At 41.8% G+C, this 17,929-nt stretch carries 15 protein-coding genes, 4 tRNA genes and 1 other RNA gene; 1 reads left to right on the top strand and 19 read right to left on the bottom strand.

All coding sequences use genetic code 11. The annotated features are described in order from the left end of the window. Nucleotides 1–134: 134 nt before the first annotated feature. The 19 genes from dnaX to dnaA all read right to left on the bottom strand — a co-directional run bounded on the left by dnaX (nt 135) and on the right by dnaA (nt 17,422). Complete coding sequence (gene dnaX / locus DESDI_RS00090) at nt 135–1,817, bottom strand: DNA polymerase III subunit gamma/tau (protein WP_015260600.1); 1,683 nt, start codon at nt 1,815–1,817, stop codon at nt 135–137. Between the two features lie 121 nt (nt 1,818–1,938). Beyond that, an RNA gene (gene ffs / locus DESDI_RS17440) (signal recognition particle sRNA large type) lies at nt 1,939–2,201 on the bottom strand. A 90-nt stretch (nt 2,202–2,291) separates the two neighbouring features. Beyond that, nucleotides 2,292–2,381, bottom strand: a tRNA-Ser gene (locus tag DESDI_RS00085). A 120-nt stretch (nt 2,382–2,501) separates the two neighbouring features. Next, a complete protein-coding gene (locus DESDI_RS00080) occupies nt 2,502–2,672 on the bottom strand; it encodes an aspartyl-phosphate phosphatase Spo0E family protein (RefSeq protein ID WP_015260599.1) in 171 nt (56 codons plus the stop codon). A 193-nt stretch (nt 2,673–2,865) separates the two neighbouring features. Then, nucleotides 2,866–4,203, bottom strand: coding sequence for a B12-binding domain-containing radical SAM protein (locus tag DESDI_RS00075; RefSeq protein ID WP_015260598.1), 1,338 nt, complete (start codon nt 4,201–4,203; stop codon nt 2,866–2,868). A gap of 4 nt (nt 4,204–4,207) precedes the next feature. Beyond that, nucleotides 4,208–4,672 (bottom strand): hypothetical protein, encoded by a 465-nt coding sequence (locus DESDI_RS00070; protein ID WP_015260597.1) that lies wholly within the window; start codon nt 4,670–4,672, stop codon nt 4,208–4,210. Continuing rightward, nucleotides 4,669–4,875 carry a helix-turn-helix transcriptional regulator gene (locus DESDI_RS00065; RefSeq protein ID WP_015260596.1) on the bottom strand — a complete coding sequence of 69 codons (207 nt, stop codon included), beginning with the start codon at nt 4,873–4,875 and terminating at the stop codon, nt 4,669–4,671. Before DESDI_RS00065 ends, DESDI_RS00070 begins: the two co-directional genes overlap by 4 nt. A 758-nt stretch (nt 4,876–5,633) precedes the next feature. Continuing rightward, nucleotides 5,634–5,722, bottom strand: a tRNA-Ser gene (locus DESDI_RS00060). A 98-nt stretch (nt 5,723–5,820) separates the two neighbouring features. After that, nucleotides 5,821–6,267: a tRNA adenosine(34) deaminase TadA gene (gene tadA, locus DESDI_RS00055; protein ID WP_015260595.1), complete on the bottom strand. Its 447-nt coding sequence runs from the start codon at nt 6,265–6,267 to the stop codon at nt 5,821–5,823. Nucleotides 6,268–6,404: 137 nt separating this feature from the next. Next, nucleotides 6,405–6,483: transfer RNA gene (locus tag DESDI_RS00050), tRNA-Arg, on the bottom strand. Nucleotides 6,484–6,547: 64 nt separating this feature from the next. Next, nucleotides 6,548–6,636, bottom strand: a tRNA-Ser gene (locus DESDI_RS00045). Nucleotides 6,637–6,709: 73 nt separating this feature from the next. Next, complete coding sequence (gene serS, locus DESDI_RS00040) at nt 6,710–7,975, bottom strand: serine--tRNA ligase (protein ID WP_015260594.1); 1,266 nt, start codon at nt 7,973–7,975, stop codon at nt 6,710–6,712. A 30-nt stretch (nt 7,976–8,005) separates the two neighbouring features. Beyond that, nucleotides 8,006–8,575 (bottom strand): type 1 glutamine amidotransferase family protein, encoded by a 570-nt coding sequence (locus DESDI_RS00035; RefSeq protein ID WP_041219167.1) that lies wholly within the window; start codon nt 8,573–8,575, stop codon nt 8,006–8,008. A gap of 84 nt (nt 8,576–8,659) precedes the next feature. Beyond that, nucleotides 8,660–11,161 carry a DNA gyrase subunit A gene (gyrA, locus tag DESDI_RS00030; protein ID WP_015260592.1) on the bottom strand — a complete coding sequence of 834 codons (2,502 nt, stop codon included), beginning with the start codon at nt 11,159–11,161 and terminating at the stop codon, nt 8,660–8,662. Between the two features lie 13 nt (nt 11,162–11,174). Further along, nucleotides 11,175–13,109, bottom strand: coding sequence for a DNA topoisomerase (ATP-hydrolyzing) subunit B (gyrB, locus tag DESDI_RS00025; protein ID WP_015260591.1), 1,935 nt, complete (start codon nt 13,107–13,109; stop codon nt 11,175–11,177). Between the two features lie 233 nt (nt 13,110–13,342). Further along, complete coding sequence (gene remB, locus DESDI_RS00020) at nt 13,343–13,600, bottom strand: extracellular matrix regulator RemB (RefSeq protein ID WP_015260590.1); 258 nt, start codon at nt 13,598–13,600, stop codon at nt 13,343–13,345. Continuing rightward, nucleotides 13,600–14,688 (bottom strand): DNA replication/repair protein RecF, encoded by a 1,089-nt coding sequence (recF, locus tag DESDI_RS00015; RefSeq protein ID WP_015260589.1) that lies wholly within the window; start codon nt 14,686–14,688, stop codon nt 13,600–13,602. Before recF ends, remB begins: the two co-directional genes overlap by 1 nt. A 15-nt stretch (nt 14,689–14,703) precedes the next feature. Next, on the bottom strand, nt 14,704–15,807 hold the full coding sequence (dnaN, locus tag DESDI_RS00010) for a DNA polymerase III subunit beta (protein ID WP_015260588.1): 1,104 nt from the start codon (nt 15,805–15,807) through the stop codon (nt 14,704–14,706). Between the two features lie 265 nt (nt 15,808–16,072). Continuing rightward, complete coding sequence (gene dnaA / locus DESDI_RS00005; RefSeq protein WP_015260587.1) at nt 16,073–17,422, bottom strand: chromosomal replication initiator protein DnaA; 1,350 nt, start codon at nt 17,420–17,422, stop codon at nt 16,073–16,075. A 358-nt stretch (nt 17,423–17,780) separates the two neighbouring features. Here dnaA and rpmH point away from each other — a divergent pair, with 358 nt between their 5' ends. After that, nucleotides 17,781–17,915, top strand: a complete 135-nt coding sequence (rpmH, locus tag DESDI_RS17435) for a 50S ribosomal protein L34 (protein WP_015260586.1) — start codon at nt 17,781–17,783, stop codon at nt 17,913–17,915. The last annotated feature ends 14 nt before the right edge of the window (nt 17,916–17,929 follow it).

Raw genomic sequence — 17,929 nt, 5'->3', positions numbered from 1 at the left:
ATTACACTCCTTACACTTTAATTAATAGGATAAGCTTTATTTATTCTTCAAATCATTCTGATCCAAGAGTCGGATCTAGCCAAGAGACCTTAAGATTTAATTCCTCAGGCCCTTCAGAATGACAGAATAACTCTCTATTCTTTAATGACTACTAAATCTGATCCAAACAAATCAGCAGCCTTTTTGAGTAGGGGATTTTCTAAAGAATCATCCCCTGCTTCAGGGTTGGCCGAAGACTCTCCTTTTCCATACTCCCCTTCCAACACACATTGCAAGGTTAACGAACAGCCAAATAGGCTCTTAAGGACCTGTTCGATAGTTTCCCGATTTTCCTTCTGTTTAACTTTATCTCGATGAAACGACAGGCCATCTTTAAATACAATAACCAAACCATCCCCGTCTAATTCAACAGGCTTTCCTTCCATTAAAAAAGCATGAGTTGATTTCTTTTCTTTTCGCACCTGTTCCAACACATCATTCCAGCGTCCTTGAATCTGCTGGATGGATTGGGGAGAGTGAGATTGTCTTTCGCTGTCGTTGTGATCCAGAGGCTGTGTCGTTGACTTAGCATGGGACTCCTTCTTTGAGGGAGTAGGTCCCAAAGCTGCTTCCTTGAGTTTAGGAGCCGAGTCTTGCCTACTTTCTTTTTGGATAACGTGTCCCTTAGAAAGATTCTTAATTTCCTCCTCTATCTCCTGCAATCTTTGCAGCACTTGCGGAGAATCCTGTGAACCATCCTTTTCAGAGTCATAAATCACTTGAACTAAAAGCAGTTCAGCTGCTAAGCGTGCATTTGCAGCATATTTTAACTGACTTTCTCCTTGTAGCAAAATTCCAATCCACTGCAATAAGGTTTTTAATCCAATCTTTTCACACTGAAAAGCTAATTTCTCCTTCAAATGAGGGGCAATCTGAGGAAAGGCTTGCGTTGCAGCATAGAGCAGAGCTTGACGCAAATACTCCAGCAACTCGCGAATGATCTGACGCGGATCCATTCCTTGATTAATTCCATCCCCCAGTCGAGCCAAAGTCGCCGCATAATTTCCTTCGGCAAGCTGATCCACCAGTTGGGCACTAAACTCTTCGCCAACCATCCCTAATACTTGGTAGACTTGGACAACTCCAAGCTTCCCATCGAGCAAAAGGCATTGATCGAGAATACTCAGGGCATCTCTAAGCCCACCTTCCGATTTTTGGGCAATGACCTGCAAAGCCTCTTCATCCACATCCCGACCGATGGCTTGGCACACCTTCTCTAAATGGTTTTGAATCTGTTCCAGAGGGATTCGATGGAATTCAAATCGCTGCACCCGTGAGAGAATGGTCAAGGGTATTTTATGTACTTCAGTAGTGGCCAGGATGAATACAACCCGTTCAGGAGGTTCCTCTAGAGTTTTAAGAAGGGCATTAAAGGCCTCCGTGGTCAACATATGTACTTCATCAATGATGTACACTTTGGTCTTGCTTTCTCCGGCACTTAAGCGAACTTTATCCCTTAAATCGCGGATTTCATCAATCCCTCGATTCGAAGCAGCATCAATCTCATAGACTTCCATAGCACTTCCCTGATCAATACTCAGACAGGAAGCGCACTGATTACAGGGTTCAACTCCATCCCGATGCTCACAGTTCAAAGCCTTAGCTAAAACCTTCGCCGTGGTGGTTTTACCCGTTCCTCTTGGACCACTAAATAAATAAGCATGGGCTACTTTATTCTGCGCGAGAGCATTGATTAAGGTCTTTGTCACATGCTCTTGCCCTACCATATCCCTAAAATTCTTCGGTCTCCATTCACGGTATAAGGCCAAATAAGCCATTGGACTCCCACCTTACCTTTGATACCTTTAAGCACCTTGCACTCCTGGAAGGCGCTCATAAGCATTGTACCATATACCAAAAAAAGATGGTACAAAACCACCTTTATATAAATATTATAGGCCGTGCACCTTTACTCGAACAGACGCTTCCGGACGAATCCAGGATTCATTGCTCAACCTAGGCAACCTTACGGCACACAGAGTTTACTCCTTAGTGCTGCTTCCGTCAGGACCTGACACAGTTCGAAGTGCTCTGTTGCGTAAGACCCAGACCTCATCACAATTAGCCCTAGCCGCTCCACAAACGCTGCCCTCATGCAGGAATTCCACCTCGCTAAAGCGGGTTGCGAGTACAAGGATCCGCTACCTCCCCGTCTAGCACGGCCAAATCAATTATAACAAAATAAAAAGCCTAAGTCGAATACGGAACGATCAAACTTGGCTAAAGTATACTTATGATAAATAAAATAATTATGGCGGAGAGAGAGGGATTTGAACCCTCGACACAGTTGCCCATGTACTCGCTTTCCAGGCGAGCGCCTTCGACCACTCAGCCACCTCTCCGTGCTTGTCTAAAAAAAAGACTTATGAAATTCGTGACGAAGCTTATTATAAGCCAAACATGGGGAATATGTCAATGAAAGTCGTAAAAATATTATTTCCTCCATTGGCATAAGCTGCTTTTTACCAAAAGGACATCTGCTTATTCGTGACGATACGTTGATATTCGTTTAATAGGCGATCCAACTCTTGACTCATGGCTACAACACGTGCATCCGTCAAGCAATAGGTTGTCCCATTTTGATATAAAACTTTGCGAAGGGCTTCTATTTTCCTTAATAGTCTTTCTTCCACTCTAATTCCTCCTGAAAACACATCAAGAAGATTTTAATAGATATAGCGGTTAATTACAACGGTGTTTAATCCATAAAAAGGGAAACTAATGTCGGAAAATAGATTATATCGACATCCTCTTGGATTTCATACTGGATCATCCGCATATAGCAACGGTTTATTGCTCATAGTTACAGTTTATCGCTCATAGCAACTATTTTATCTTGTAGGAAATTTGGGCTGCCAACCTCCCGACCAAACGCATTGGAATAACCCGTGCCAGCAGGGCAGTCACTCGCCCGAATTTACGGTAGAGTAGATTAAACAAAAAATAAGATTTTCGCTGCGCTTTATGATGTGGCATACGGCTTACTATGTTACGAAGGGTGTAAAACTCCCTGTAAATCCAAAGGTAGCCCTCATATAGTTCTGCTGCTGACATCCCTTTCGGCTGAAAAACTACGTGCGCTGTATTATACTTGGCTAGTTCATGGTCGATAATACGCCCTTCCCTCTTTATGCGTCGATACAATTCTGTCCCGGGGTAAGGGGTGAGAATATGGGAAGTTAAGGTTTCAATTTTATTCTTGACCAACCATTCCAGAGTTCTTGCAAAAACATCCCGCTCATCCCCGTCCAGACCAAAGACCATACTGGCATTAATCATAATACCCCGTCGATGGATTTCGGCAGCCAGCCTTTCATATTTTTCAAAATGGTTGTCTTTGTTCACCCCGTGCAGTGAAGAGTTATTGATCGACTCAAAGCCGATAAAAAGGCTTTGACAGCCTGTCTCGGCCATCAGGTCCAGCAAGTCGAGATGGTCGGCTATCTTGGTGGTTACTGCAGCACTCCATTTTAGATTCATGCCCCTTAGATTATTAAGGAGTTCACGGGTGTAAGCAGGCGCGCCGATAAAATTATCATCAATAAACAGCACATGCCGTGTGCCAAGGGATTCAATATCCTTGATCACATCCTCTAGTGGGCGACGGGCATAAATTTTGTTTTGACAGCTATTGTAGCAGAAATCACATCTGTTTGGACAACCTCGACTTGTGAGTATAACATTCGTATAGAGATAGCGACTTTTATCAATCTTATGATACGCCGGGGAGACAATCTCCTCCCCTCGAAAATCAGACATGTCGTGATAGATTTGCTGCAACCTACCTTGTTCCACGTCTTCGATCATGCCTGCCCATACCCTCTCAGCAGCGCCGATACAAATGGCGTCAAAATGTTGAAGGCACTCCTCTGGACTGCTCGTGATATGGATTCCGCCCGCAACTACTGGAATCCCCAACCGGCGGAATCTTTGGGCGATCTCCACAGCCCTGGGCATAACATCTAAGGTTATGGTGATGCCAACCAACTCTATATCCATAGGATACTGTATTTCCTCCATATTCTCGTTGACCATGATAACCTCGTGACACTCAGGGGTGAGACTCACCAAAGTCAAGAGGGCCAATGAGGGAGACATCCGTGTTTTTAAGTCGGTATCCATGGGTCGCTTATTCATTTTCGGCTGAATCAGCATAATTCTCATATCGTTATCTCCATCTACACACGAGCACATAAACTAAATCGGCAAGCACCACCGTCGCCCAATGTATCACAATAAAAAGAGTAAATTTCTCAACAATACCGTTGGCATTGCTCAAAACCATAAGATAAAATATCGCAATCGCAGCCAGGGTAAGTATAGTTGCTACCGCCAGACATTGGATAAGAACGTCCGCGTGATACTCATCATAGGGATGTCTACGCAAGAGCAGCATCAGCACAACCACGATCGATAGGGCAATGAGGGCATAGGCAATATAGGCATGATACCCGGAAGCTAGGAAATCGCTCCAGCCTGTCCAAAAGGGCTCAACGGTAGTCGCCCGGTTGTAGTACAACAAATTCTCGAACTCCATATGCCCCGGAGTGATAATAAATATTAATCCGTAGAAGGCCGTAAAGATACATAGTCCTATGGCGTTGATTGCTGGATTCCTAATTAGGTGCTTCATTTCCGATCCTCCTCTTTGAAAAGAAATAATGCCTCAATTGATATCCCGAAATAGTGTGCTAGATCATAGGCAAGCCAAATCGAAGGATCAAACTTGCCCATTTCAATGGCGTTGATTGCTTGGCGAGAAACGCCCACTTTTTCACCAAGTTCTTTTTGAGTCAGCCCACGCTCTTCCCGGAGACGCTTAACATGGTTTTTCACGGCATTACCTCCTTTTATGTAAGGTTTACCTTACATAAATATAACAACATCACCCTTTAATGTCAAGTAAACCTGACACCAATAAATACAGCAAAGGGCAAGCTTACTGATTCCTTTTCTGGAACCCTGCTTACCCTTTGCCGTCTAGGATGTGCAACTTAAGCACTCCTCCTTTTGAAGTTCCCCTGAATTTCGCTTGCATTAGCTCAAAGTCTCTACTTATCTCATCTACCTCATTACTCGAAGCTTAGGCTTTCTTACTCTTAACTCTAGTTTTCAGTTTCCCTAATCACTACGTCTTTCAGCTAGCCTGATTACTTACTTTAGCCTAGGCTTTTTCAGTAATTCGCCAACAAAGCTTATGTCTTCAGTAGATCACTTCTTACTATTGCACACATTTTTCAGGGTTGTATCTAATACTTTAACCTCCTTGAAGGTTATTTCTTAGATTAATCATAGCATAACCTAGAAAAATTTGCTTGTCAATACTATTGTCAGAAAATTTATATAATTCTATGTAGTTTTGAATAATGTCGTGAATATAAAAAAACCGCATAAATATTATCTTTATGCGGATCTATTACTTATGGCGGAGGAGGTGGGATTCGCTCCGCTCGGATTCCCTCGCTATCACGCCGGGTCGGAAAATGCTTCCTAAGGTCGCATTTTTATCCCCTCCCGTTCGAATCCCACCTCTTCTACTGTCGTGAATATAGAAAAACCGCATAAATATTATCTTTATGCGGATCTATTACTTATGGCGGAGGAGGTGGGATTCGAACCCACGGACGGTTGCCCGTCAACTGATTTCGAGTCAGCCCCGTTATGACCACTTCGATACTCCTCCGTATATAAGCTCAAATGATATGACGATGTTCACTTCATTTAAGCAAAACCTACTCAAGTAAATTTATACCGTGCTAACTCAAGCTTGGTGCTTAGCTATCAGCGCAGCTTCTTGAAAAAATCCTTCAGAATCTGGGCGCATTCGTCCTCGAGAATCCCCGCTACAACCTCCACACGATGATTCCAGCGGTTCACGTCTAGGACATTCGTTACTGAACCTACGGCTCCACCCTTGAGATCAGCTGCTCCAAAAACAAGAGATTTCAGCCGAGCTTGAACTAGAGCCCCTGCACACATGGGACAGGGCTCGAGGGTGACATAAAGGGTGGCCTCAGAAAGACGCCAAACTCCTAAGGCTTGGGTAGCCCTTTGCACTGCCAACACTTCGGCATGTGCCGTGGGATCCTGCCTTAACTCCTTTTCATTATGGGCTTTGGCAATGACTTGATTATTATGCACAACTACCGCCCCGATCGGGACTTCCCCTTGCTCAAAGGCAAGCTGTGCTTCCTCAAGTGCTAAACTCATCCACTTTTGATGACTCATAGTACCTCAGCTTTATACCGGACTAACCTGCCCTATGTCTCCCGCTTCTATAGCTAGGTCAAACGGCGGTTAAGTCCAGTATGGACTCTGCTAAAATTCAGTAGGGTCTATACCCTCCTGAATTAAGTCTCGTTCAATGGTGGCCCCGGGAGGACTCGAACCCCCGCAAGACAGGGTTTAGGAAACCCCCGCTCTATCCACCTGAGCTACGAGGCCAAATTAGTAAAAAGGTTCGAAACTCGTGCCTCGAACCTCGAACATCGCTAATGGTAGAAATGAATGGCGGAGGGGGTGGGATTCGAACCCACGGCCCCTTGCGGAGTCACCGGTTTTCAAGACCGGCTCCTTAAACCACTCGGACACCCCTCCAGATGTGACGAAAGTTAGTATATCATAATTTTTTACCGCTGTAAATGTTCAATTTTGCTTTGTTCTATTTTGCTTAGCCAATATACTCTACACCCATATATGGCTGAAGTACTTTGGGTACTCTTACTCTTCCATCAGCTTCTTGATAGTTTTCAAGAATAGCTGATACCGTACGGCCAATTGCTAAACCGCTACCATTGAGAGTATGAAGGTACTCGGGCTTCGCTTTCGGTGCTCGACGGAAACGTATATTAGCACGACGTGCTTGGAAATCTTCAAAATTACTACAAGATGAAATCTCCCGATATGTATTGAAGCTGGGAAGCCATACTTCTAAATCATAGGTTTTAGCAGAACTAAAACCTATATCTCCTGTGGATAGCGCCATGACACGATATGGCAGTTCTAGCTCCTGGAGGATACTTTCAGCATCACGGGTTAAGGCTTCCAACTCCTCATAGGAATTGTCTGGCAAAGTAAACTTCACCAATTCTACTTTGTTGAATTGATGCTGACGAATCAAACCCCGAGTGTCCCTACCTGCAGACCCGGCTTCTGCCCGGAAACAAGCGCTATAGGCACAATGGTGAATTGGCAGCTGATCTGCTTCCAGAATTTCTTCCCTGTACATATTGGTTACCGGCACCTCTGCTGTCGGAATTAAGAAATATTCCGTACCCGCCACCTTAAAAGCATCTTCCTCAAATTTGGGAAGCTGTCCGGTACCTATCATGGAGTTACGATGGACCATAAAAGGAGGAAGTACTTCTACATATCCTTTAGCGGTATGTCGATCTAGCATAAAACTAATCAAAGATCTTTCCAGCCTGGCCCCTAATCCTTTATAAAAGGTAAAGCGAGCTCCTGTGACCTTCCCCGCCCTTGCAAAATCCAGAATATCCAAATTCTCGCCAATCTCATAGTGGGCCAAGGGTTGATAATCGAAACGACCTGGAGTTCCCCAGGAACGCACTTGGACATTGAATGATTCATCAGTCCCCACGGGCACAGATGCATGGGGAATATTTGGAATACCATAAAGTACGGTTTCCATATCATTTTCTATTTTAGTGAGTTGTTCCTCAAGACTCTTGATATCTTGACCAACTTCCCGCATTTCTAAAATGAGCTGTTCGGCATCCTCACCGCTCTTTTTCCGCCGTCCTACTTCTTCAGAAACTGTATTGCGTTTAGCCTTTAAAGTTTCTACATCAAAAAGAAGCTTACGTCGTTCTTCTTCTTGGTTTAAAAACTCGTCCAAGCTGACATTTGAATTCCTTTTTTGGAGCGCTTCCTTTACTACCTCAGGGTTTGTGCGTACAAATTTTAGATCAAGCATCTGAAATCCTCCATATCTGAACACTTACTTTTAGATTTTGCCATTGACAATATCTAGAAAATAGCGGTAAACACGATCATCTGCACTGCTGTCGGGATGGAAGGCACTGGCCAACAGATTACCCTGTCTCACAAACACTATTTTACCATTATATTCTGATAAAATCCCTACGTTTGGAGCAACTTCTTGGATATAATGTGACTCGTCAAAAACTGCCTTCACTGGTTTTGTTCCTAAGGCAGGAATGGATAGATACGTTTCAATCTTACTCGCCATAAGCTCACCGGCGACGGTGACATCCATCAACCCAAGTCGATTATTCCCTTGCTCCGGAGAACCTTTACTCATCAGGACCATTCCAGCACATATTCCATAAATAGGGAAATCCAGCCCAGCTAATTCCTTTATTCTTTCTCCTATTTCCTCTGGAAAATGGATAGCTTCCGGTAAGTTTTCGCTGCCAACAATCAACAATCCATGAATACTATCACAATTCTCTCTTGTCCGAACCTCAATCACTTGAAAGCCTGGGTCTAGATATGACAGACAAGGACGATTAAAGGTTCTATCGAGAGACAACACCCCTATCCGCGTTTTCATGAATTTTCAGCCCCGTTCTTGTCTGTCTGGGAGATTTTTACACACTGAATATTCAATGTTGCACACTGTCATTATATTATATTGTTATTCTTCGTTAGATTCTATTTCTGTGGCTTCTATTTCTTCGTTTTCTAACTCTTCATTATCCTCTTTATTGGCAACTTTGGCGATGGCAACCACTTTGCTTTCGCCGGTTCGCATGGCCATAACGCCTTGGGCAGAACGTCCTTGCTTTGATATCCCGGTGACTTCTTGGCGGATAATAATACCGTCATCAGTAATAATCATGATGTCATCATCCGGTACGATCACTTTTAGTCCGACCAAAAGACCAGTTTTCTCTGTTAACCTCGAAGCGATGATACCCTTACCACCCCGTCCTTGAACTCTATATTCTGATGGATTGGTACGTTTCGAGAAACCATGCTCCGTCATGGATAGTATTTCCGCGTCTTCTTCATATATTACATCCATACTGACCACTGTATCTTTTTCGCTGAGTGAAATTCCTTTGACGCCATGGGCTGTGCGTCCCATCTGACGGACATCCGATTCTGCGAAGCGGATACACAGACCCTTTTGAGTAGCCATGATGATATGTTCATCCGCTTTCGTTAAGCGGACGCCGATCAGTTCATCATCCTCATGTAAGCTGATGGCTATTAAGCCATCCTTACGGGAGGAGTTGTATTCCCTTAACAAGGTTTTTTTCACGATACCATGCTTGGTAGCCATGAAGAGATGAAAATCATCATTATATTCTCTTATACATAAAGCCGTGGTAATCTGTTCCTCACTTGGGTTAATGTTCAAGAGATTGACGATTGCTGTCCCTTTGCCGGTACGGCCTGCTTCGGGTATTTCATAGGCTTTCAAACGATATACTTTCCCACGGGTCGTAAAGAAGAGAATATATTGATGTGCTGTGGTGGTAAATAGATGTTCCACAAAATCCTCTTCTCGGGTGGCCATTCCTTGAACGCCTCGGCCACCGCGGCGTTGGCTTTTATAGGTACTCAAGGGGATTCTCTTGATATAACCTCGATGAGACATGGTCACGACCACTTCCTCATCATCAATTAAATCTTCAATATTCATATGTGACACATCAAAGGAAATCTCAGTGCGCCTCTCATCCCCGAATTTTTCTTTGACTTCTTGAAGCTCTTGTTTGATGATATCAAGAACCATTTTTTCCGAATCGAGAACAGCCTTTAAAAAAGCAATGGTTTCTTGAAGTTTTTTATACTGTTCTTCGATTTTCTCCCGCTCTAATCCAGTAAGTCTCTTCAGACGCATGTCCACAATAGCCTGAGATTGCTTATCACTGAGCCCAAAGCGTGTCATTAATTTATCTTTCGCATTTTGCTCATCAGAAGAAGTTCTAATAATACTTATGACTTCGTCAATATAGTCTAAAGCAATTCTCAAGCCCTCTAAAATATGAGCTTCAGCTTCAGCCTTATTTAACTCAAAACGGGTTCTCCTAGTAATAACATCTTTTTGATGCTCGATAAAATAATGAATGATCTGCTTAAGATTGAGTACTTTGGGTTGGCCATCCACTAAGGCTAAAAGATTAACTCCAAAGCTGTCTTCCATCTGGGTATGCTTATATAGCTGATTTAGAAGGACCTGGGGGTTAATATCCCGGCGCAGTTCCATCACAACCCGCATACCTGTACGGTCGGATTCATCCCGTAGATCAGTGATACCTTCGATTCTTTTCTCTCTTACCAACTCGGCTATTTTTTCCACGAGTCTGGCTTTATTGACCATATAAGGAAGCTCGGTAACAATAATCCTCATTTTCCCGGACTTTTCCATTTCCTCAATATGGGCTTTTGCCCGTATTTTAAAACTTCCTTTACCAGTATTGTAGGCAGAGATAATTCCTTCGGTTCCCATTATGGTAGCACCTGTAGGAAAATCAGGTCCCTTTATATAGGTCATCAGTTCTTTAATTTCAATATCAGGATTATCCATCTGCGCAATAGTTCCATCGATCACTTCGACAAAATTATGTGGAGGGATATTGGTGGCCATTCCTACCGCGATTCCAGAGGAACCATTGACCAAAAGATTGGGAAATTTCGCTGGTAAAACCTTGGGTTCTTCTAGTCTTTCATCATAGTTAGGTTGAAAATCCACCGTATCCTTTTCAATGTCTGCCAGCATATACTGAGTTATTTTAGACATTCTGGCCTCGGTATAACGCATAGCTGCAGCTGAGTCACCATCAACAGAGCCAAAATTACCATGTCCTTCGACTAAAGGATAACGAGTGGAAAAATCTTGGGCTAATCGTACGACTGCATCATATATGGAGCTATCTCCATGGGGATGGAATTTCCCCATGCAATCTCCAACAAGCCTAGCGCATTTGCTGAAAGGCTTATTGGGAGTCATACCTAATTCATGTAGTGTATAGATAATGCGCCGATGAACAGGCTTTAAGCCATCTCGTACATCGGGCAAAGCTCGGCTGACGATAACACTCATAGAATAATCAATAAATGATTTCCTAAGCTCCTCCGATATTTCTCTCGGGAGAACTTTCCCTCCCTGGATTTCTTCAGTTGACATGTGCTATCCCCCCTTAAACATCCAGATTCCGAACATATTTGGCATTTTCATGGATGAATTCGCGTCTTGGTTCCACCATATCTCCCATGAGAATCGTAAATAGCTCGTCAGCTCTAATAGCATCATCCATGGTCACTTGAAGGATTGTTCTTTTCGCTGGATCCATGGTGGTATCCCATAGCTGGTCTGCGTTCATTTCCCCTAAACCTTTATAGCGTTGAATTTCTACTTTATCGCGGCCAATTTTATCTTGAATCTTTGCTAATTCTTCATCGCTATAGGCATAGTAAACATCCTTCCCCTTCTTGATCTTAAAGAGAGGAGGCTGGGCGATATAGATATAATTATTTTCGATTAAGGGTTTCATAAAACGGAAAAAGAAAGTGAGCAGTAATATTCTTATATGGGCACCATCCACATCCGCATCAGTCATGATCACAAGTTTATGATAACGTGCTTTGGTAATATCAAAATCCTCAGAAATCCCCGTACCCATGGCCGTAACCATAGCCCTTATCTCGGCATTACCTAAAATCCGATCCAAGCGGGCCTTCTCGACATTGAGAATTTTACCCCGTATGGGCAAAATAGCTTGGAAACGACGATCTCGGCCTGATTTTGCCGAGCCACCGGCACTATCTCCTTCTACGATGTACATTTCGCAGAGCTCCGCTTCCTTCCAAGAACAGTCGGCTAATTTACCGGGTAAAGCGCTGACTTCTAAAGCGCTTTTTCTCCGGGTTAACTCTCTAGCCTTGCGAGCCGCTTCTCGGGCACGAGATGCTTGCAGGGATTTTTCGATGACTTTCTTACCTGTAGCAGGATTTTCTGCTAGGAAAACAGATAACCCTTCACCTGTAATTGAATCGACAATAGAGCGAATTTCCGAATTCCCCAGCTTGGTCTTGGTTTGTCCCTCAAATTGGGGTTCCGGTACTTTAACCGAGATCACAACCGTTAGTCCTTCCCGGATATCTTCTCCTGTCAGGTTGGCATCATTTTCTTTAAGAATTTTATTCTTGCGGGAATAATCATTGACCACCCGCGTCAAAGCTGCCTTAAACCCGGATTCGTGAGTACCCCCTTCTTGTGTATGAATATTATTGGCATAAGAAAAAAGATTTTCTATATAACCATCATTATATTGCATACATATTTCAACCTGGACTCCATCCTTTTCCGCTTCAAAATAAATAGGTTCAGGATGAAGAACTTCTTTTGAACGGTTAATATATTTGACAAAGTCAAAGATACCACCAGTGTGGTAGTAAAGTTCTTTCTTGTCCTCTCTTTCATCAATGAGGGTAATGGCGACTTTCTTGTTCAAAAAAGAAAGCTCGCGCAGGCGATGGGCAAGAATATCAAATTGGAAGACTATCTCTTCAAAAATCTCCGGATCAGGCGCAAAGGAAATTTTTGTCCCTGTTTTTCCTGAATCAGCTTCACCGATAATCGTGAGCTCCGATGTCGTTTTACCACGCATAAATTCTTGGTGATAAACCTTGCCATCCTTTTTAACCTCAACATGCAGCCAAGTAGATAAAGCATTAACAACGCTCATCCCGACACCATGGAGTCCGCCTGATACCTTATAAGCACTGCCGCTGAATTTCCCACCGGCATGAAGCACAGTTAAGGCAACTTCCACAGCGGGCTTACCGATTTTTGGATGTATATCCACCGGGATACCCCGTCCATTATCTACCACTGATATACTATTGTCTGAATGAATCGTAACATCAATCGTATCGCAATAACCGGCTAATGCTTCATCGATACTGTTGTCAACAATTTCATACACTAAGTGATGTAAACCACGGCTACTCGTGGAACCGATATACATGCCAGGACGTTTACGAACGGCTTCTAGCCCTTCAAGTACTTCAATCTGCCCTGCATTATAATCATCATTTGGCATATTTACCTTTAATTCAGCATTTTCTTGCAAAGCTGATCCCTCCCAAAAATAATCACCATAAAATGAATTTTATCTTATGTATTTTCACAACTGTTCCGATTAAATAAACACTTAACCTTTTAATTATACAACTATTTTACGCTTTATACAAATATAGGATTATTCCTATCTAAATTATAGATGCACTCAGTATGACCTCTCCACTATTGGAAATCGAAGAAACCTCTCCTTATTATTCAGGGAGGTTTCTTCTTATCTCAGACTTATTCATCATACAAATCCTTTGAATTCGATCGCTTGAGTAAGGTACTTGATGATATAGGAGAAAAGAAATTACCTTGACTCGTAATGACTAAAGATTTTTCTTTTCCCTGTTCAGAAATATAGTTTATCTTTTTATTTTCTTTAATTTCCTTTAAAAAGATTTCCGAAGTAGCATTTTGCATAGCTGTTTCGAGATCCAATATAGCAATAATTCTATCTTGGCTAATTAATACATCTCCACCTAAGTGTAAAAACATCAATCAAACCTCCTAATTTGGCCATTTTCTACTTTCAGCATTAATGATGCTCTAGGGGTTAGCGTTTCCGCACTTGTTATGGTAATTATAGTCTGCTGTAAATCTTTAACATAATCTAATAAATAGTCTCTCCTTAATTCATCTAATTCAGACAGGACATCATCCAAAAGCAGCAAAGGATATTCACCCTTATTCTGACGAATAACCTCCAATTCAGCTAATTTGGTGCTTAAGACGATAGATCGTTGCTGTCCTTGTGATCCATAAAGACGTGCTGAACGATCATTTAATTTAAATAGAATATCATCACGATGAGGCCCGACTAAAATCATTTTTCTTTCCATTTCCAGAGCCATTTTTTCTTCCATAAGCTTTGGGAAAACTTCTAAGGCCTCAGACAGGTTCTCTTTGCCTAAGGAATGATACTCCATGGTAAGTTTTTCTCTCCCTGAGGAAATTTGCCCATAAACTTCTTGGCTTTTTTGGGAGAGTAAGTCTGTGAATTCCCAGCGATTCTTGATTATTTCCGAGCCAATGCGTACCATTTGTTCATTCCATAGTTCAAGTTGACTCTTTACTCCATTCTGGCCACGCTTAAGGAGGGCGTTTTTTTGCTGAATCACCTTGTTATAAGCATTAAGTAATTGTATATGCTTAGAATGATGCTGAGCAATATGTAAGTCTAAGAAGCGTCTCCGTTCAGCGGGCCCCCCTTTGACCATTGCTAAATCATCAGGTGAAAAAAAAACAACATTGACAGTGCCTACGTACTCAGATAATTTCCGACAGGGAACTTGATTGATTTTAATGATTTTTCTTTTCTCTTTATAATGACTTTCTAAGCGGAGCTTTCTCTTCTGAACAAGAAAGTCTCCATGAAGATGAAACTCATTTTCCCCCCAGCTCATCAACTCCTGTTCGCGATGAACTCGGTACGATTTCCCTGTCAAAAGATAGTAGATTCCTTCAAGGATATTGGTCTTGCCTTGGCCATTTTCCCCTTGCAATATGTTCAATCCGGACTGAAAAAGCACTTCTTGGTCCAGATAATTTCGAAAAAATTTTAGATGTAGCCATTGTATTTCCATTCTTTTGTTGCCAGCTTAAGAGGTACGTACAGGTAAAGCAAGATAAAGATAATCGGGGTCATCCACAGGTCGAATAATACCTGGGCTATAGGGCCCGGATAATTCAAAGATGATCTCTTCTGAATCAATAATTTTAAGGACATCCAACAAAAATTTGGAATTAAATGCTATTTTGACGTCATTACCTTCTTTGCGAATTTCCATTTGCTCAGTAATCTTGCCTAAATCTGAGGCTTGATCAATGGATAAGTGTTCAGTGTCAATCGTAAGCTTGATAATGCTTGTATGACTCCCGTCCCGTGCTAACAAAGACGCTCTTTCCACTGATTCTTGGAAAAGCTTCGTAGGAAGTATAACTTTAGTTTGACAGGATTGAGGAATGACTTGCTTATAATTAGGAAATTGCCCTTCAATTAAGCGAGAGAGGAGATAGACAGAGCCAAACTGAAAGACGATTTGAGAGGGGTTAAAGCGGATAATCAGATTCTCATCTTCTTCTCTAAGTAGACGATAGATCTCCCCTAAAGTTTTCGCTGGAATAATACCTTGAAACTTAAATTGATCGGTGTTAGGAATTTCTGCAAATCGATAAGCTAAGCGATGGGTATCGGTTGCAATTAACCGAATTGTATTATCCTCTATTTGCAAAAGGCAGCCTGTAAAGACAGGACGGCTTTCTTCAGTCGAACAAGTAAAAATTGTTTGCTTAATCATAGTTTTAAAAAGGGACACAGGTAAATCGAAGGTTTCTGCATCCAAGAGATCCGGTAATAAAGGAAATTCTTCAGGATCGTAGCCTCTCAGGGATAAATCCGATTCATAATATTTAATCGTTATAATATCGTTTTCTAGTTCTAAAATGATGGCTGCATCTGGTAGTTTGCGAACAAGGTCGGAAAAAATTCTGGATGGCAGTACTGCGACCCCTTCCTCTTCAACCTGAGCAGGAACAACACAACGAATTCCTATTTCTAAATCGGTGGCTTCAAATATTAAAGACTGTCCCTCCGCTTTAATCATAATACCTTGTAAAACAGGTAAAGTATTTTTACTCGATACCGCTTTTTGGACAGTATTTACACCTGTCAATAAGGAATCCTTTGAACAATATACTTTCATTTGGCAGCCTCCTATTAAAAACTTGGAAAAAACAAATAGTTTAGGAATATTTTTAGGGGAATAATAATAAGATATTAATTTAGTAGTATTAGTTATATAGCTTGTCTCTATGTGGATAATTGCCTTAAGGCCTAGGGAGAGTAAGTTTTAAAAAGAGTAAAAACATGTGAATTAATTCGGAATTTTATCCACATGTTAACATCCTCAATTTTCTATAAAATTTATCCCACTTTTATTGACAGCCTATACACAGTATTGTACCACATTAGATGCTTTGAATGATTTTTATAATTTCATTGATTTTCCTATCGAACAATTGATCATTGCGACGCGCTTCCGAAATTTTATCATGTGCGTGAAGGACTGTGGTGTGATCTCTTCCTCCAAATTCATCACCTATTCTCGGTAAAGAGCTATCTGTGAGTTCTCTAGATAGATACATAGCAATTTGACGAGGAAAAGCTACCGCCCTTGTTCTCTTTTTCGCTTTGAATTCTGATAATGATAAATGATAGTAATCAGATACTGCTTGCTGAATCATTTCTATGGTTATTTCTTTGGGTGTGTTAACTGGAATAATATCTTTTAGAGCTTCGGCAGCTGTTTCGATGGTAATGGGATTAGAGGTAAGAGATCCAAAGGCCATAACTCGAATTAAAGCTCCCTCTAGTTCCCTTATGTTGGAGTGGATTTTATCAGCAATATAGACCATGACTTCGTTTGCCACTTGCAGATTCTCTAATTTAGCTTTTTTGCGAAGAATGGCGACACGGGTTTCTAAATCCGGTGGTTGGATGTCTGTAATTAGCCCCCATTCGAAGCGGGAGCGCAAGCGGTCTTCTAAGGTAGGAATTTCTTTAGGAGGACGATCAGAAGAAATGATAATTTGTTTGTTGGCGTCATGGAGGGCATTAAAAGTATGGAAGAACTCTTCCTGGGTACCCTCCTTACCGGCAAGAAACTGAATATCGTCAATAAGTAAAATATCCACATTCCGGTAATGGTTACGGAATTCAATGGGATTTTGATCCCGGATGGATTCAATAAGTTCGTTGGTAAATTTCTCACTGGATACATAAAGAACTCGTGTACCAGGTGAGCGTTGAATAACTGCGTTACCAATCGCGTGCATTAAGTGGGTTTTGCCTAGACCAACGCCACCATATATAAATAAGGGATTATAAGCAAGTGCTGGCGATTCAGCCACCGCTAAGGCTGCGGCATGGGCAAAGCGATTACTGTTACCAATTACAAAGGTATCAAAGGTGTATTTAGAATTTAAGGTCCGATTAGGGGGAGATTCCTCTTTGGAATCAATTGAAGATATAGGCGGATCTTCGATTTTGCGCGCAACTTCTTGTAGCTGAGTGACAATAAAGCGCAAATTCATGGATTGGCCAAGGATCGATTGAACTGTAGAACGAATTAGGGGTGCGTAACGACTTTCCAGCCAATCCTTCGCAAATTCATTGGGCACACTTACAATAAGTGTGTCTCCTTCAATGTCGAGAAGATGCGTCGAACTAAGCCAGGTCTCAAAACTGGGTTTAGATAGTTCAGTTTCTAATTTAGCTAGAGTTTCTTTCCAAAGAACATGAAGAGTACGGGGTGGCATTTAGTGATCCTCCCTTGTCGAATAAAAGTAGAAAATATGACAATAAAAAAGTTATACACAAACTTATACACATTTGTGGATAACTTAATAAAATTATTGCTGTGAATAATAAATTTAAGTAAGTACTACTCATGTAAAGATACTGTAAAAATATAATACCAAGTTTTACGAGGGTTATCAACAGGAAGTTAGTCCTAAAAATAATTTATTCACAGGTGGATAACTTTTTCTTTCCATAAGTTATCCACATATTATTTATATTGTCTGCTTGACAGAGCCAAAAAACTTAGAGTATAATCTCAAGAGATATGCAATTTTTAACGGTCTTTTACCTTTTAAAGGAGGTGCAATAAAAGTTATGAAACGTACTTGGCAACCAAAAAATCGTCGCCATCAGAGAGTACATGGTTTTTTAAGCAGAATGAGTAGCTCAACCGGTAGAAACGTGCTTAAACGCCGTCGTGCTAAAGGGCGGAAGAAATTATCAGCTTAAGGCCGCAATCTTGT

It is taken from the genome of Desulfitobacterium dichloroeliminans LMG P-21439 (assembly GCF_000243135.2).
Classification (GTDB): domain Bacteria; phylum Bacillota; class Desulfitobacteriia; order Desulfitobacteriales; family Desulfitobacteriaceae; genus Desulfitobacterium; species Desulfitobacterium dichloroeliminans.
The sequence above is the reverse complement of the archived record's forward strand: the minus strand, read 5'-3'. Positions and strand labels throughout refer to the sequence as shown.

Bases quoted from the DNA above. Each gene is read 5' to 3' on its own strand.
- dnaA (WP_015260587.1), bottom strand. From the start codon at position 17,422: ATGCCACCCCGTACTCTTCATGTTCTTTGGAAAGAAACTCTAGCTAAA.
- rpmH (WP_015260586.1), top strand. From the start codon at position 17,781: ATGAAACGTACTTGGCAACCAAAAAATCGTCGCCATCAGAGAGTACAT.
- DESDI_RS00035 (WP_041219167.1), bottom strand. From the start codon at position 8,575: ATGAAAACGCGGATAGGGGTGTTGTCTCTCGATAGAACCTTTAATCGT.
- serS (WP_015260594.1), bottom strand. From the start codon at position 7,975: ATGCTTGATCTAAAATTTGTACGCACAAACCCTGAGGTAGTAAAGGAA.
- recF (WP_015260589.1), bottom strand. From the start codon at position 14,688: ATGGAAATACAATGGCTACATCTAAAATTTTTTCGAAATTATCTGGAC.
- DESDI_RS00075 (WP_015260598.1), bottom strand. From the start codon at position 4,203: ATGAGAATTATGCTGATTCAGCCGAAAATGAATAAGCGACCCATGGAT.
- tadA (WP_015260595.1), bottom strand. From the start codon at position 6,267: ATGAGTCATCAAAAGTGGATGAGTTTAGCACTTGAGGAAGCACAGCTT.
- DESDI_RS00070 (WP_015260597.1), bottom strand. From the start codon at position 4,672: ATGAAGCACCTAATTAGGAATCCAGCAATCAACGCCATAGGACTATGT.
- dnaN (WP_015260588.1), bottom strand. From the start codon at position 15,807: ATGAAAGTATATTGTTCAAAGGATTCCTTATTGACAGGTGTAAATACT.
- dnaX (WP_015260600.1), bottom strand. From the start codon at position 1,817: ATGGCTTATTTGGCCTTATACCGTGAATGGAGACCGAAGAATTTTAGG.
- gyrA (WP_015260592.1), bottom strand. From the start codon at position 11,161: ATGTCAACTGAAGAAATCCAGGGAGGGAAAGTTCTCCCGAGAGAAATA.
- remB (WP_015260590.1), bottom strand. From the start codon at position 13,600: ATGTTTTTACACTTAGGTGGAGATGTATTAATTAGCCAAGATAGAATT.